This window comes from Protofrankia coriariae, assembly GCF_001017755.1.
Classification (GTDB): domain Bacteria; phylum Actinomycetota; class Actinomycetes; order Frankiales; family Frankiaceae; genus Protofrankia; species Protofrankia coriariae.
Window position 1 is genome coordinate 1 of sequence record NZ_JWIO01000034.1, and the last position, 14,769, is coordinate 14,769.

The following is a 14,769-nucleotide window of genomic DNA, read 5'->3' on the forward strand; positions in this document are numbered from 1 at the left end:
CACCGATCTTGAAACAGTCCCCCGGTTCGAAAACGGTCTGGGTCTGCGGTTGTCAGGGTGACGTAGTGGCCGAGCCGCTGCGTGCGGCCAGTCGGTGCCCCCGGTGCCCGGTTGCCGGCTCAGTGCTCGCGGTCAAGGAGGATGTGTGGGTAGCCGCGGTTGATCGGCTCACCCAGAGCCACCCCGAGGGAGTCGATGAAGTCTTCCAGCCGGACGGTGGCGTCCTCGACGTCGTTGGCGTCGCCTTTGAATTCGAACTCGACGAAGTGTCCGGCGCCCTCCACGTGGTCGAAGACGACCTCGACCTCGGGCAGCTTCCACTCTTCGCGGGTCTTGTCGACGGTCACCAGCGGCGTGAAGTCGAGTGCTTCGAGGAGCCGGCGGATGGCCTCGACGTCGTCGACCTTGGACTCGTACTCGTCAGCGTGCGTCTTGACGGCGGCTTCGACGGGGTGCCAGCGCTTGAAGTTGACGGACGAGCCACGCCCTTCGGTTCTGATGCGCAACCACTCCGACACCACTGTTGGCGCGAGGAAGTCGCGGTGCGGGGCGTTGTAGTAGACGTCGACCTGCCGAGTCGGCTCGCTGGGCTTGGCGCCGAGCCTTTCGAGCGCAGCCTTGAGGACGGCCGGGTCGGGCAGCGTGAACTTCTTCTCGACCTCGATGTACTGCACGGGTGTCCTTTCCGGGTTACAGGGTGGGTTGGTGGAGCCGAGGAATCCGGCAACTGGCACCTACGGGCCAAGGTGCTCTCGACGATGGCTCGCCAGGCCATCTGGCGCGGCGACCCCGACATGGGCCTGACATTGATCGACATCGGCTTCATCCGTAGCGAGCGACTCACGCCGACCGAGCGGGCCATGCTCTACACCGGCCGGGCACGTGCGAATGCCAAGCTGGGCCGGGTAGCGGAGGCGCTTCGGGCCGTCGGGATGGCCGATGCCGAGTTCGCCCACGCCAACCCGACCAACGACCCAGCGTGGATGGTGTACTACGACACCGCCCAGCACGTCGGCGATACCGGCCACGCGCTGTTCGACCTCGCCATACTGGACAGGCGGTACGCCCCCGAAGCAGTCACGCGCCTCAGCGGAGCAGCGAAGGGCCACGCGGCAACCTATGCACGGTCGCAGGCACTCAGTCAGATCAAGTTGGCGTCGTTGACGATGACGACCGGCGACCCCCAAGAAGCGGCCCTGATCGGCGGGGGCGCGCTGGATACGGTGGGCAGGATTCACTCCCGGCGGCTGGCCGATGAGGTACGTGAGTTGAGCCGCTTCGCCAGCAGACACCGTCGTGTCGATCAGGTCGCTCACCTGCGGCGGCGGATCGACACCGTTGTGCAGCCCGCGTGACAACCGCAGAGGGCGCGTCGCCTCCTGAGTTGAGTACCGACGCCAGCCACGCATTGCAGGTCGCCGTCGACGCGGCTGGGCTGCCGGTCGCCGGTGCCGTGCTGGTCCGTGCTGGCGAAAACACGATCTACCGGCTTGCGGTCGGCGTCATCGCCCGAGTCAGCCATACGGGCCACGAGCTCGGCCCGCTGCTGCCGTTCACCCGGTTGCGCGAACGGATCGACCTGGCCGAATGGCTTGCCGAGGATGATCGTGACTGGCTCCGTCAGCACCTTGCGGATCTGGAAACACGGTGGCCCGACCTGCCGCCGGGCCTGCCCCACCGCGTGGTGCACGGCGATGCCTGGCTGGGCAATGTTGTGGCTACCGAGGAGCGGACAGGAATACTGCTCGACCTGGAGCGGTGCTCGGTCGGGCCACCGGAATGGGATCTGGTGTCGACCGCGATCAAGGTGGGCTCGACTGGAACGATCAGCCAAGCGGAGTACGCCGAGTTCGTCGATGCCTACGGCCACGACGTGACGGCCTGGCCGGGCTACGAGCTGTTGAGAGGCATCCGAGAACTAAGAATTACTTGCTACGGGGTGCAGCAAGCAGCCATGAGAACGGACTTCCGAACGGAAGCGCAGGGGCGTGTGGACTGTCTGCGGGGAAGGCGGGGAGAGCGGCCGTGGGGATGGGCAGCAATCGGATAGGAAACTCAGGGCCAAAGCGCGAAGCGAGGATTCGGACACGAATGCCGTCATTGGTGCTGAGGAGACCATCCGGCGGTTATGGGGTCGCCAGTCGAGCGGGGGAGCGGCCGTCGGCTATGCCGGCCGCCGGCCGAGGGGGAACAGGGCTGTGGGAAACATCGTGTCGGGTAGGCGTAGTAGTTGTGTGATCAGGTGGTCGTCGAAGCCTGTTACCGCGCAGCCGGCCAGGTCGAGGGCGGTCGCGACCAGGTAGAGGTTCTGGACGGCGATGCCCGAGTCGACGTGCAGCGTCCGGTAGTGGCGGATCGGGTATTTCACGAGCGTGGTGTCCAGCCGGGCGACCAGAAGGAGAGTGATCGGCGCCCGTTCGGCGAAGTCGGGCTGGGCCAGCACCGAGCGCAGCGCCGCCGTCGGGTCGCCGGACCACAGCGTCTCCAGATGCTGGACGTCCGGATCGTCGTCGGCCTCGTGGCGGAACACCCCGCCGGGTAGGTCGCCGCCGGGTCTGACCGCGACGTACACCGCCAGCGACGGCAGCCCGCCCGCGGACGGGGCCATCCGCATCCGGTGCTCGGCGCCGGTGGGCAGCCGGACCGTCCGCTGTGGTCCGAGAGCCCACCGCAACAGCGACGACAGCTCCCGCGCGTCTGGTGGGTCGGCATGAAACCGATAACGGGACTTGCGGGCGGCAAGGATCTGGCCGAGGCCGACCGGGATGTCCGGCCGCGCTCGGGGTAACGCGATCCGCCCGGTGCCCGCGGACAGCCCGTCAAGGACGGCCTCCCGGTTCGGCGGGCCGTTGAGGAGATCCTGGATCCGCTGGATACGGCTGATCGCGTCCGCGGTGTCACTCATGTTCGTCCTCGCCGGCCCGCCGAAACGACCCGGTCAGGCCGTCCGGCCGGCGGTGTGGCCGGACGCCGCGTGGCTGGGCACGCTGAGGCTGGGCGTACCGCGGTCGGGCGTCGTGCGGTCGGGCGCGGTGCGGGCCGCTGGTACCAGCCCGGGGGTGGGCCGGAAGCCGGGCTCGATCTGGTCGGCCAGGTCCACGCCGGTCGCGTCGTTGGCCCAGGCCACGGCGTTGCGCAGGTGGATGTCGTGCATCTGGGCGACGAAGCGGTCCCAGTCCCGGACGGTGCTGTCGACCGCGCGCTGGATCTCGGCCAGCGCGGCCAGGTTCGCCGGCTCCAGGTCGCCGATGCCGAACGGCCGGCCCTGTTCCATCGCGCGTACCGGCGCCGACTGGGTGAGACAGACCAGCAGGTCGTCACCGACCTCCCGGCGCAGGAACGCGACGTCCTCGTCGTCTGTGACCTTGTTCCCGATCACGGAGAGGGTGACGTCGAAGTCGGCGGCGTACCGGCGGTACTGCCGGTGCACCGCAACTGCCTTGCGAGTGGGTTCGCAGACCAGGAAGGTGTGGTCGAAACGGGTGAACAGGCCGGAGGCGAACGCGTCGGCGCCGGCGGTCATGTCGACCACCACGTATTCGCCCGCGGTGTCGAGCAGATGGTTGAGCAGCAGCTCGACGGCTCCGAGCTTGGAGTGGAAGCAGGCCACGCCGAGGTCGTCCTCGGTGAACGCGCCGGTGGCCAGCAGTCGCATGCCGGCGACGTCGACACCGAAGCGTGCCCACAGCGGGTTGTGGCCGATCACCGACAGCAGCCGTGATCCGGAGCCGGGCGGGGTCGTCTTCACCATCACCGACGCGGACGGGATGCGCGGGTTGTCTCCCCTCAGGTAGTCCTTGATCGCGTCGAGGTGTTCGCCCATCGGGGGTGGCGTGGTGTCGTCGTCGAGGCCGAGGGCGGCGCCGAGGTGCTGGTTGATGTCGGCGTCGATGGCCAGGACGGGGTGGCCGTGGGCGGCCAGATGCCGGCAGAACAGCGCGGACAGCGTGGTCTTGCCGCTGCCGCCCTTGCCGACGAACGCGATCTTCATGCTGGGCTCCGATGTCGTGGCGACACTGCTACGATCAGCACAGCATACTGTAATAGTAATCGTTTTCGTTAATGGTGGTGTGCCGGGCGGGCCTGGCGGGCGGCCGACCGGCGGCGCGCCGAGCGGCCGAGCGACGGCCGGGAACGCCCCGAGGCGCCGCGGGGAGCGCGGTTCGCCGCTACGAACGGCCGGGGCTCGCGCGATAGGTCAACGGCTGGGTGTCGGCGGGGTGGCCGGCGGCGACAGCGCCATCCGCGTTAGACGGGGATGACGCGGCTGAGCCGGAGCCGGGATGTCGGGCGCGACCGGTGACGGCGGCACCATCCGTGTCGGGCGGGGCCGCGCCCGTGCCCGCGTCCGCCGGCCGGCGGCGGGAGACGACGAGGGCGGCGATGGCGGTGGTGAGCGGCACGGAGGCGACGAGGCCGACGGTGCCGGCCGCGGTACGGACGATCTCGGTGGCGACGAGTTCGGAGGTGGCGACGTCCGCGCTGGCGCGGTCGGCGAGGGTGAACAGGAGCAGGGTGGGCAGGGCGGCACCGGCGTAGGCGAGGGCGAGGGTGTAGACGCTGGAGGCGATGTGGTCACGTCCGACCCGCATCCCGGCCCGGTAGAGGTGGCGCACCGGGGTGTCGGGGGCGGCGTCGGAGACCTCCCAGACGGCCGCGGCCTGGGTGACGGTCATGTCGTTGATCAGCCCGAGCGAGCCGATGATGACGCTGGCGAGCACGAGACCGGGCAGGCTGAGCTCGCCGGCGAAGGCCTTGAGGGTGACGTCCTCGTCGGAACCGAGGCCGGTGATGTGGGCGAGGTCGATGGCCGCGGCACCGAGCGCGGCGGTCAGGGCGAGGCTGGCGAGGGTGTCCAGCAGCGCGACCGTGGTGCGGGCGGAGACACCGTGGGCGAGATAGAGCAGGCCGACCATCAGCGCCGCGCCGGTGGTCAGCGCCACCGAGACGGGGGAGTGCCCGTCGAGCAGGGACGGCAACGTGAACCTGACGATTACGAGATAGGTCAGGACGAGGCCGGCGAGCGCGGCGAGCCCACGCCAGCGGGCGACGGCCACGACCATGACGGCGGTGAGCGCGGCGATCCAGCCCAGCGGCGCCGCGCGCTGGAAGTCCACGATGTAGTAGGTGGGCTGGCCGCTGGTGTCGACCGTCGGGGCGAGACGGATCCGGTCGCCCGGCTCGTACGCGGGACGGGTCGGATCCACGGGGACGTCCAGATGGATCTGGTTGCCGGGCGCGGGCCGGCCGGTCAGGACGATGTCGAGCTGGTCGCAGGCGGCGGGGGAGGGGCCCGCGCCGCTGGGGTCCGGGCAGGGGCCCTGCCCGGCGCGTCCGATCGTCGCGTCGACGAGGTCGGGGGCGCCGCCGGTGAGGTCGCGCAGCTGGCTCGGGGCGTGGCGGGGGGTGGTGTTCGGCCACAGCAGGACGGCGCCCGCGACGGTGAGGACGAGGATCACCGCGATGGCCGCGGCCATCGCGGTCGCGGCCCTGCGTGACGTTCTGCCGGGCGCCGCGTGACCATGCGCGGGGGTGGAACGGCCGTGGTTGTGCCCCATGCCACCTGAGTGTGGTTGATGCCGGGTGGGCACGGTTGTCTCGAGGGTCTCGTGCCACGGCCGGGGGAGCGGGCCCGCGTGAGCTCGCGCCGGTGGCCGCTCCAGGTATTCATGATCATTAAGCTTTGCGCTCGTCGCACCGCCGGCGAAGCTTTTCCGGCCGTTACGATTTCAGCTGGAGCCACCTCGCCGGAGCCGTCCAAAAACATGGAATCTGGCGCACACCGGTCATTGGGGTGTGTCTCCGACGGGGACCGACAGGGGACACCGGGGACGAGGACCGGGGACGAGGACCGAGCGGGCAGGAAAGGCGGGGACGGGCATGGCCGTGGTCACGTCGGGACCGGTTGCGCAGGCCCGGCCCGATGCCGCCGCGACGGTCGAGCGGCTGCGCCGGACGTTCGCGACGGGCCGCACCCGCGATGTCGCGTGGCGGCTGCGGCAGCTCGGCGCGATCGAACGCCTGCTCACCCAACGGGAGGACGACATTGTCGCCGCGCTCGGCGCCGACCTCGGGCGTGACGCCCACAACGCCTGGTTCGGGGACATCGCCAGCACCCGCGCCGAAGCCGCCCACGCCCGCAGGCACCTGCGGGGATGGGCGCGCCCACGGCGGACGTCGCTGCCGGTGAACATGCTGCCGGGCAGGGGTTTCTACCAGTACGAACCGCTGGGCGTGGTGCTCGTCGTCGGCCCGTGGAACTACCCGGTCTACCTGACGCTGTCCCCGCTCGTCGGGGCGCTCGCCGCGGGCAACGCCGTCGTGGTCAAGCCGTCCGAGCACGCGCCCGCGACCTCCGCGCTGCTCGCCCGCCTGCTGCCGGAGTACCTGGACGCGGACGCGGTCGCCGTGTGCGAGGGGGATGCCACCGTCACCCGGCAGCTGGTGGCGCAGGGGCTCGACCACGTCTTCTTCACCGGTGGAACAGAGACCGGTAAGCAGGTGATGGAGGCCGCGGCGCGGCACCTCACCCCGGTGACCCTGGAGCTGGGCGGCAAGAGCCCGGTCATTGTCACGCCAGACGCCGACCTGGACGTCGCCGCCCAGCGGATCGTCTCGGTGAAGCTGCTGAACGCCGGCCAGACCTGTATCGCCCCCGACTACGTTCTCGTCGACAGCTCGGTCCGGGACGAGTTCGTTGCCAGGGTCCGGGCCACGCTGGAGCGGTTCGAGCGGGACGAGCCCGTGCAGCGGATCGTGAACGCACGGCAGTTCGACCGGCTGCGCCGCGTGCTCGACGGACACCGCGGGCAGGTCGTGGTCGGCGGCGGCGGCGATCCCGACACGATCACCGTCGAGGCGACGGTCGTGCTCGATCCGGACCCGGCCTCGGAGCTGATGACCCAGGAGATATTCGGGCCGATTCTGCCCGTTCTGACGGTCGGCTCCCTCGACGAGGCGATCGCTTTTGTCAACGCACGGCCGAAGCCGCTCGCCCTGTATCTTTTCACCGGTTCGAAAACGGTGGTGCGGCGGGTGCTGCGCGAAACAAGCTCCGGCGGTGTCGTCGTCAACCACCTGGCGGTGCACGTCCTCGTCCCGCAGCTGCCCTTCGGGGGAGTCGGTGACAGCGGGATCGGTGCCTACCACGGCCGGTGGGGATTCGAGGCGCTCAGTCACCGCCGAGCGGTCGTCACGAAACCGGCCCGGCCTGATCCGCCACTGCTCTACCCGCCGCGCACGGCATGGAAGAAGAAGCTGTTGCGCCGCCTTTTCTGATTTTTCTGAGCTTTTCTGACGCTGGCTGTCCGGCCCGCCCCGGCCACGGGTGCTGCCCGAACCCGGGGCGGGTCTGGCGGCGCCCGGGAGAAGGCGCACCGGCGGGATCCGTCATCGGTGCCGGTCCCGCCGGTGCGATCGAGCTGTATTTCGATAATGCTGGCTCAACGTCCGCTCACCACTTGTTGTCGGCGAGTTGCTGTCGGAGTCGCGCCGTCACACCGTGTTGGTGCCAGTCAGGTGTTGGTGCTGGTCAGACGATCGGGCCGACGATCGGGCCGACGCCGACCGGACCGACGATCGGACCAACCGGGCCGACGATCGGGCCGACACCAACAGGGCCGACGGGGCCGACGGGGCCGACCGGCCCGACGGGGCCGACAGGACCCACGGGGCCGATGGGGCCAACCGGGCCGACGATCGGGCCGACACCGACACCCGCGTCAGCACCCACGACGGTGGTGGCACCGGCGTCTACGCTGCTTGCGGTTGCGACAGAGGTGCCCAGACCGATGAAGGCCGCGGCACCGAGCGCCACGGTCGCGCCGGCGAGGACCCTCCGGACTATCGAATTCTTGTCGTTCTGCACGGGTAACACCTACCTCCCAACGCATTCATCCGATAGAACCTGCAGCAACGCGAACTCCCGAAAAACGAAATGGTAGCCGCGTCTCGTTCACGTTAGGCCATGTGCCGGGCCGGGCGGGGACTATTCCCGGCGCAGTACGTGTATGTCACAGGAACCGACCCGGGCCGGATGGCGGTCCGGGCCCACAGTGCTCCGGGCAACGGTATTTGCTGTACCACGGTCACCGTCGGCGTCGACGGTATGCGTTGTCCCACTCCGAAACGGACACTGTCACGGTGGCCGACGACCGGCCGTCACGAATTCTGCCTCCGCCGGCCAGGCCACGCCCGGTTGTCGACATCACCTGAGGACCATCGCGGAAAATGCCGGGACCATTGCGAAGAACGCCGGGACCACCGGTGGTGGAGCAGTGCCACACGTCCCGCCGTGGACGGGACCACCGGTGGTGGAGCGGCAGCGGGCCGCCACCGCGCGGCAACGGGTCGCCACCGCCCTGGCGGCGGACCGTGTCATCGGTGCCCACCGCCGGACAGTCCCGCGGCCACCCGGCGGCCGGCCGCCCGTCCGATGCCGAGAGGCCCGGTGCGGGAGAAGCATCCGGCGCGGTGGGCGCGGCCCGTTCCGCCCCGCCCGGTGCCGGCGCCGTGGGCTCGCTCAGCCCCTGTGGGGTGTCCCGGTAGGCCGAACAGAGAAGTTGCACAGGTATTTGTTCGTGCGGTGTGCTTACTGTCCGGCAGGAACCCCGTCCTCGACTCCACGGAGGCTCGGTCATGAGCGGCAGCGAGACCTCCACCAGCCGGCAGTGGTCGATGGAACCCGACCTCGACCAGATGCGCCGCCTCGTCGGGCTGGTGGAGCACGACACGGCCGCCGACCCCTTCCCGGTCTCGGGCTGGGACGCTGTCGTGTGGTCGGTCGGCAACGCCACCCAGGCCGCGCTGTTCTACCAGACCGTGTTCGGCATGGAACTGATCGCCTACAGCGGGCCCGAGACCGGCAACCGTGACCACAAGGCGTACGTGCTGCGCTCCGGAGCGGTCCGGTTCGTCCTCAAGGGCGGGGTCGACTCGGCGTCCCCCCTGCTGCGCCACCACCGCCGGCACGGGGAAGGGGTGATCGACATCGCCCTGGAGGTCCCCGACGTCGACCGCTGCGTCGCCCACGCCCGCGCGCGGGGGGCGACGGTCGTCGAGGAGCCCCACGACCTGCGCGACGAGCACGGCACCGTCCGCGTCGCCGCCATCGCCACCTACGGCGAGACCCGGCACAGCCTCGTCGACCGCAGCCGGTACACCGGCCCCTACCTGCCCGGCTACGTCAGCCGTACCGGCGACACCAGCCGTACCGGCGACACCAGCGACACGTCCGGCCAGGCGCGGCCAGCAGGCGGGCCCGGCCGGCTGTTCCAAGCGCTCGACCACGTGGTGGGCAACGTGGAGCTGGGCCGGCTGGACGAGTGGGTCGCCTTCTACAACCGGGTGATGGGCTTCACCACCATGGCGGAGTTCGTCGGCGGGGACGTCGCCACCAGGTACTCGGCGCTGATGAGCAAGGTGGTCACCAACGGCAACCACCGGGTGAAGCTCCCCCTCAACGAGCCGGCCGTCAGCGCCCGGCGCTCCCAGATCGACGAGTACCTCGACTTCTACGACGGTCCCGGCGTCCAGCACCTGGCGCTGGCCACCAGCGACATCATCACCACCGTGGACGTCCTGCGGGCCCGGGGCGTGGAGTTCCTCGACACCCCGGACGCCTACTATCGCGACCCCGGGCTGCGCGCCCGCGTCGGCGAGGTGCGGGTACCGGTCGAGGAGCTGCGCGCCCGCGGCATCCTGGTCGACCGCGACGAGGACGGCTATCTGCTGCAGATCTTCACCAGGCCGATCGGCGACCGGCCGACGGTGTTCCTCGAGTTCATCGAGCGGCACGGGGCGCTCGGTTTCGGCGTCGGAAACTTCCGGGCGCTGTTCGAGGCCATCGAGCGTGAGCAGGCCAGACGCGGCAACCTCTGACGCCGGGGCCGCCCGGGACACGGTAAGACGCCAGGGGTGCCGGGCGGGAAGGACGGGAAGGACATGCCATGCCCCACTACCGGGCCGTGGGCGACGTTCCGCCCAAACGGCACACCCAGCACCGCCGCCCCGACGGAGGTCTCTACCGCGAGGAGCTGATGGGCGCGGAAGGCTTCGCCGGGGACAGCGCGCTGCTCTACCACACCGGAGTGCCCGCCGCGATCGTCGACGCCACGCCCTGGAGGCCCGCGGACCTGACCACCCACCCGAACATCCCGCTGCTGCCCCGGCACTTCCGGCTGCCGGCACTGTTCGACGGGACACAACCCGGGACACAGCCCGGGGACATCGACGTGGTCACGGGACGGCGGCTGATCCTCGGCAACGCCGACGTGCGCATCTGCTACGTCGTCGCGGGCGCGGCCAGCCCGCTGTACCGCAACACCACCGGCGACGAGTGCGGGTACGTCGAAGCCGGCGCGGCAACCGTGGAGACGGTCTTCGGCACGCTCGACGCCCGCCAGGGCGACTACGTGATCATACCCCGGGGCGTCACCCACCGCTGGGTCCCGGACCCGGCCACGCCGCTGCGCGTGTACGTCATCGAGGCGAACTCCCACCTCGCCCCGCCGCCGCGCTACCTGTCCCGGCACGGGCAGTTCCTGGAGCACGCACCGTACTGCGAGCGGGACCTGCGCCCGCCCGCCGGGCCGCTGCTGGTGACCGGAACCGACGTGGAGGTGCTCGTCAAGCACCACCACTCACGCGGTGCCAACGGCGGTGTCGCCGGGACCCGCTACCGCTGCCCCAGCCATCCGTTCGACGTGGTGGGCTGGGACGGCTGCCTGTACCCCTACACGTTCAACATCGCCGACTTCGAGCCGGTCACCGGACGGGTGCACCAGCCGCCGCCCGTCCACCAGGTCTTCGCCGGCCGCAACGTCATGATCTGCAACTTCGTCCCCCGCAAGGTCGACTACCACCCGCTGGCCGTGCCGGTGCCCTACTACCATTCCAACGTCGACTCCGACGAGGTGATGTTCTACTGCGGCGGGGACTATGCGGCGCGCGGGGGCTCCGGCATCGGGCCGGGCTCGGTCAGCCTGCATCCGGGCGGGCACACGCACGGCCCGCAGCCGGGCGCGGTGGAGCGTTCACTCGGGGTGGAGTCCGTCGACGAGCTCGCGGTCATGGTCGACACCTTCCGCCCACTCGAGCTCGGTGAGGGTGCCCTTGCCTGCGACGACGGCCGCTACGCCTGGACCTGGGCGGACGGGGACAGCCGACGACACCGAGCACCCAATAACACCGGACAGCCGATGACGCCGGACACCCCGCCGCCGGCCGGGCCGCTCGACGCCGCCGCGTCCCGCGCGTCCTGGGTCGAGGTGGAGCACGACCATCCCTTTGGGATACGCACGCTGCCCTACGGGAGCTTCACCACGCCGGACGCGCCGGGCGCGCGCGTCGGCGTCGCGATCGGCGAGCACATCCTGGACCTGACCACGGCCGCCGGCACGCTCCTGCCGGAGCAGGCCGGGCTGTTCACCACCGGCAGCCTCGACCGGCTGCTGGCCGCCGGCCCCACGACGTGGTCACAGGTCCGGTCCCAGGTGACGCGCTGGCTCGTCGACGAACGGTACCGGCGCGCCGTCGAGCCGCTGCTGGTACCGGCCGCCGCGGCGACACCGCGCCTGCCGTTCACGGTCGCCGAATACGTGGACTTCTACGCCAGTGAACACCACGCCACCAACCTGGGCCGCATCCTGCGCCCGGACGGCAACCCCCTCACCCCCAACTGGAAGCACCTGCCGATCGGCTACCACGGCCGGTCCGGCACCGTTGTCGTCTCCGGGACGCCGGTCGTGCGCCCGCGCGGGCAGCTGCACGCCCCGGACGGCGAGATCACGTTCGCGCCGACGGCGCGGCTGGACATCGAGGCCGAGGTCGGCTTCGTCGTCGGCACCCCCTCGCGGCCGGGGAGTCCCGTCCCGCTGGCGGCGGCGGAGCGGCACGTCTTCGGTGTCTGCCTGGTCAACGACTGGTCCGCCCGCGACATCCAGGCGTGGGAGTACGTCCCGCTCGGCCCGTTCCTCGGCAAGGCGTTCGCCACCTCCGTGTCCGCCTGGATCGTGCCGCTCGACGCGCTGCGGCACGCCCGGGTGCCCGCACCGCCGCGCGACCCGCGTCCGCTGCCCCACCTCGACGACACCGGCGCGCCGCCGGGGGGCTTCGACATCGAGCTTGAGATCTCCCTCAACGGGCATCCGCTCTCCCGGCCGCCGTTCGCCGGCATGTACTGGACGCTGGCCCAGCAGCTCGCCCACCTGTCGACGCTGTATCACGACGACGTCATGGACGNCTGCGCACCGGTGACCTGCTTGCCTCCGGCACGGTCAGTGGCCCCACCCGCGCGCAGTACGGGTCGCTCATCGAGCTCACCTGGAACGGGACCCAGCCCCTGACCCTCCCCGACGGCTCGACCCGCACCTTCCTCGAGGACGGCGACGAGATCGTCATCACCGGCACCGCTCCCGGCCCGAACGCGACCGCCATCGGCCTCGGCGAGGTACGCGCCCGCATCCTGCCTCCCAAAGCCGTCGGTCAAGGGGAATGAGTACGAAAGTGGCTGCCATGGCAGCCACTTGTCTCCTCGTTGTCATGATCCGGTGATCGAGGGCGGCACGACGTCGACGGCTGACCGCTGGCGGCGGAGGCGCGCCGGTGTCCTGATGCGGTAGATCGNCCGCCGGCCTGCGCCGGCCCGGGATCGACTACATGATCCCGGCGGCGCCACGGCTGCCGGCGGCACCCGGCCTTATCGATCAGGAGGGCTACTTCGTCGTCCACGCCCCCCGGCAGACGGGTAAGACCACCACCCCGCATGCGCTCGCCAACGAGCTGACCGCCGCTGGCCGGTACGCTGCGCTGCACTTCTCCTGCGAGCTGGGTGAGGCCGTCGGCGACGACTACGGCGCGGCGCAGCTCGGCATCCTCGGTGAGATCCGCCGGCGTGCGGAGCTCGCTCTGCCAGCGGAGCTGCGTCCGCCGGTGTGGCCGCGGGCGTCCGAGGCGGACCTGCTGGCGGCCGCGCTCACGGCGTGGGCGCGGACCTGCCCGCGGCCACTGGTGCTGTTCTTCATCGACACCGTCACCAGTCCCGCCGGCCGCACCATCACCGTCCTACGAGCGTGACGAAGGCCCTCCCAAGAAGCTCTGACGAGAACAGATCGCCCGGTATTCACGCGGCTTCGTGGTTGTAGCCCGCCCACGGTTCCATGCAGGGGGTCACTTCCCGAACCGGAGGTGGAAGGGATCGGTGTCCGTGTAGTGCGAGAAGCTGTTGTCGATGCCGCTCACGTCCGCCACCCGGCCGACGTCGCGCGCGACGAGCATGAGGCGCCGCCAGGGTTTCCGAGGCCCGTCCACGAGGGTGCGCACGATGCGGCCGTCGTGAGTCGTCACGACGAGGTACTCGGGCGGGCGGGTTGTCGGGAACTCCTCGTCCGCCTCCAGTTGGTAGGTCGCGTAGCGGGCGAGGCTCTTCACCTCGCCCCAGGCGAACCGCGCCGGCCCGCCGCCGGGGGGGAGATCACCCTCGATGTCGGTGGCGAGGGTGAGCCCGCGTTCGTCCGCGGCCGCCAGCAGGGCGTTGCGCGCGGCCCGCATGACGAGCTGCGTCACGGAGGCGGTCAGCAGCAGGGTGAGGAACCCGGCGGTGATGGCTCCGGCCACGCCTGCGAGGCTCGCCAGGAACGCGCCTCCGAAGCCGTAGTGGAGGATCCCGGCTAACCCGATGCGACCGAGGTACACCGCGCCGATCCCCAGCGCGATCGCCAGCGGCGTGCGCCGGACGATCCGCCCGGTGGCACGCCCGAACGTCTCCCGGATCTCGATGGCGGTCGTGCCGTCGCGCAGCCGATCCTGCCTGGCGGCGTGCTGCTGCCTGCCACGCTCCTCCCCCTCAGCGTACGCGCGGTTGCTCACAGCCCACGCCTCGCGCCACGCACTTCTGAACCGACCGCTTTTCTCGGTGCTCGATCCTTCCTCATCCACCATGATGCCGATTGTCCCTGCCTCTCGGCGGCGGGGGTGCGTTGCGAGCGTGTTCCAGATATGCAGCCGGGGAGGTTACAGCGGCGCGGGCGGGAAAGAGGGACAGGGAAGTATGTCTGCCATCAGCGCGGCCGTGCTTCCCGGCGGCCGTCGACGNGGCGGGGATCCACGGCCGCCGTTCCCGGCGCTTCCCGGTGGGCGGGGAGATCCCGGCCGGTCCGCTGGCGTTCCGCAGCGGCCGGCAGCCACAGCCGCTGAGCGAACTCGAACGCGCCCTGGTGCTGGCCACCGTGACCGGCGTGACCGGCTGGCACTTCGGCATCAGCCACCATCCCGGCTACGCGCCCGCGTTCCCCAACTACAGCGGGTCGGCGAGTGGGCGCGCCTTCCCGTCGGCCGCCGGGTTCCACACGGCCGAGTTCTTCTTCACCGACGACACGGGCACCTACTTCCTGCCCACCCGGGACGCGCCGCCCGACGTCGCGGTCGTCGACGGCCAGGTCGACATCGACGACTGGCTCGCGGCCACCGTCGCCCGCTACCGGCAGCTGTCACCCGAGCGGATCCACCTGCCGCGCGAGGAGCCCTACCTCGAAGGCCACAACACCTGGATCGTCAACCATCCCGGCTCGCTGCTCGTGATCCCGGTCGCCGACCTCGCCCAGCACCTGCTCGCCAACCTCGCGTTCTTCCTGCAGAACGGGTACGCCGTCTACGACGACGTCAACCATCGGGCCATCCCCGGCGTGAAGGAGTTCGGCGAGCTGCGCCACGCCGACGAGCCGTTCCCACTGTCGTTCGTCGAGCAGTACACCCTCGCCGAGGCCAGCGCCG

The 14,769-nt window shown here is 70.6% G+C and carries 12 protein-coding genes; 6 read left to right on the forward strand and 6 right to left on the reverse strand.

Annotated elements, in window-relative coordinates; translation table 11 throughout:
• Positions 1-119: 119 nt before the first annotated feature.
• Positions 120-674, reverse strand: a complete 555-nt coding sequence (gene cyaB / locus FrCorBMG51_RS25545) for a class IV adenylate cyclase (protein ID WP_052914812.1) — start codon at positions 672-674, stop codon at positions 120-122.
• Positions 675-758: 84 nt separating this feature from the next.
• Between cyaB and FrCorBMG51_RS18235 the strand changes: the two genes are divergently transcribed.
• Both FrCorBMG51_RS18235 and FrCorBMG51_RS18240 read left to right on the forward strand, forming a co-directional pair.
• Entirely contained in the window at positions 759-1,355 is a 597-nt protein-coding gene (locus FrCorBMG51_RS18235; RefSeq protein WP_052914813.1) for an NsdA family TPR-like regulatory protein, read from the forward strand.
• Entirely contained in the window at positions 1,352-2,050 is a 699-nt protein-coding gene (locus FrCorBMG51_RS18240) for a phosphotransferase family protein (RefSeq protein ID WP_083731360.1), read from the forward strand. The genes FrCorBMG51_RS18235 and FrCorBMG51_RS18240 overlap by 4 nt, the downstream gene beginning before the upstream one ends.
• A 114-nt stretch (positions 2,051-2,164) precedes the next feature.
• On the opposite strand, the gene FrCorBMG51_RS18245 is transcribed toward FrCorBMG51_RS18240, so the two are convergent.
• The 3 genes from FrCorBMG51_RS18245 to FrCorBMG51_RS18255 all read right to left on the reverse strand — a co-directional run bounded on the left by FrCorBMG51_RS18245 (position 2,165) and on the right by FrCorBMG51_RS18255 (position 5,558).
• A complete protein-coding gene (locus FrCorBMG51_RS18245) occupies positions 2,165-2,905 on the reverse strand; it encodes a SagB family peptide dehydrogenase (RefSeq protein ID WP_047224273.1) in 741 nt (246 codons plus the stop codon).
• A 33-nt stretch (positions 2,906-2,938) separates the two neighbouring features.
• Positions 2,939-3,991, reverse strand: a complete 1,053-nt coding sequence (locus tag FrCorBMG51_RS18250) for an ATP-binding protein (protein WP_047224274.1) — start codon at positions 3,989-3,991, stop codon at positions 2,939-2,941.
• 178 nt (positions 3,992-4,169) lie between these two features.
• Positions 4,170-5,558 (reverse strand): YibE/F family protein, encoded by a 1,389-nt coding sequence (locus FrCorBMG51_RS18255; protein WP_047224275.1) that lies wholly within the window; start codon positions 5,556-5,558, stop codon positions 4,170-4,172.
• Positions 5,559-5,880: 322 nt separating this feature from the next.
• Here FrCorBMG51_RS18255 and FrCorBMG51_RS18260 point away from each other — a divergent pair, with 322 nt between their 5' ends.
• A complete protein-coding gene (locus FrCorBMG51_RS18260; RefSeq protein ID WP_052914816.1) occupies positions 5,881-7,278 on the forward strand; it encodes an aldehyde dehydrogenase family protein in 1,398 nt (465 codons plus the stop codon).
• Positions 7,279-7,531: 253 nt separating this feature from the next.
• Here the strand turns inward: FrCorBMG51_RS18260 and FrCorBMG51_RS29055 are convergent, their stop codons facing one another.
• Positions 7,532-7,867: a hypothetical protein gene (locus FrCorBMG51_RS29055; RefSeq protein WP_013873274.1), complete on the reverse strand. Its 336-nt coding sequence runs from the start codon at positions 7,865-7,867 to the stop codon at positions 7,532-7,534.
• A 770-nt stretch (positions 7,868-8,637) separates the two neighbouring features.
• Between FrCorBMG51_RS29055 and hppD the strand changes: the two genes are divergently transcribed.
• The 3 genes from hppD (at position 8,638) to FrCorBMG51_RS18285 (ending at position 13,074) form a co-directional block, all read left to right on the forward strand.
• On the forward strand, positions 8,638-9,879 hold the full coding sequence (hppD, locus tag FrCorBMG51_RS18275; protein WP_047224277.1) for a 4-hydroxyphenylpyruvate dioxygenase: 1,242 nt from the start codon (positions 8,638-8,640) through the stop codon (positions 9,877-9,879).
• Between the two features lie 158 nt (positions 9,880-10,037).
• Positions 10,038-12,344, forward strand: a complete 2,307-nt coding sequence (locus tag FrCorBMG51_RS34980) for a fumarylacetoacetate hydrolase family protein (protein WP_476742203.1) — start codon at positions 10,038-10,040, stop codon at positions 12,342-12,344.
• A gap of 313 nt (positions 12,345-12,657) precedes the next feature.
• Entirely contained in the window at positions 12,658-13,074 is a 417-nt protein-coding gene (locus tag FrCorBMG51_RS18285) for a hypothetical protein (RefSeq protein WP_047224278.1), read from the forward strand.
• A gap of 93 nt (positions 13,075-13,167) precedes the next feature.
• On the opposite strand, the gene FrCorBMG51_RS18290 is transcribed toward FrCorBMG51_RS18285, so the two are convergent.
• The gene (locus FrCorBMG51_RS18290; RefSeq protein WP_157180566.1) at positions 13,168-13,866 is read right to left on the reverse strand and encodes a hypothetical protein; all 699 of its coding nucleotides are present in this window, start codon (positions 13,864-13,866) and stop codon (positions 13,168-13,170) included.
• Positions 13,867-14,769 lie beyond the last annotated feature (903 nt).

Excerpts from the sequence above, each read along its gene's own strand:
- hppD (WP_047224277.1), top strand. The coding sequence starts at position 8,638 with ATGAGCGGCAGCGAGACCTCCACCAGCCGGCAGTGGTCGATGGAACCC.
- FrCorBMG51_RS18235 (WP_052914813.1), top strand. The coding sequence starts at position 759 with ATGGCTCGCCAGGCCATCTGGCGCGGCGACCCCGACATGGGCCTGACA.
- FrCorBMG51_RS18250 (WP_047224274.1), bottom strand. The coding sequence starts at position 3,991 with ATGAAGATCGCGTTCGTCGGCAAGGGCGGCAGCGGCAAGACCACGCTG.
- FrCorBMG51_RS18255 (WP_047224275.1), bottom strand. The coding sequence starts at position 5,558 with ATGGGGCACAACCACGGCCGTTCCACCCCCGCGCATGGTCACGCGGCG.
- FrCorBMG51_RS18245 (WP_047224273.1), bottom strand. The coding sequence starts at position 2,905 with ATGAGTGACACCGCGGACGCGATCAGCCGTATCCAGCGGATCCAGGAT.
- FrCorBMG51_RS18260 (WP_052914816.1), top strand. The coding sequence starts at position 5,881 with ATGGCCGTGGTCACGTCGGGACCGGTTGCGCAGGCCCGGCCCGATGCC.
- FrCorBMG51_RS18285 (WP_047224278.1), top strand. The coding sequence starts at position 12,658 with ATGATCCCGGCGGCGCCACGGCTGCCGGCGGCACCCGGCCTTATCGAT.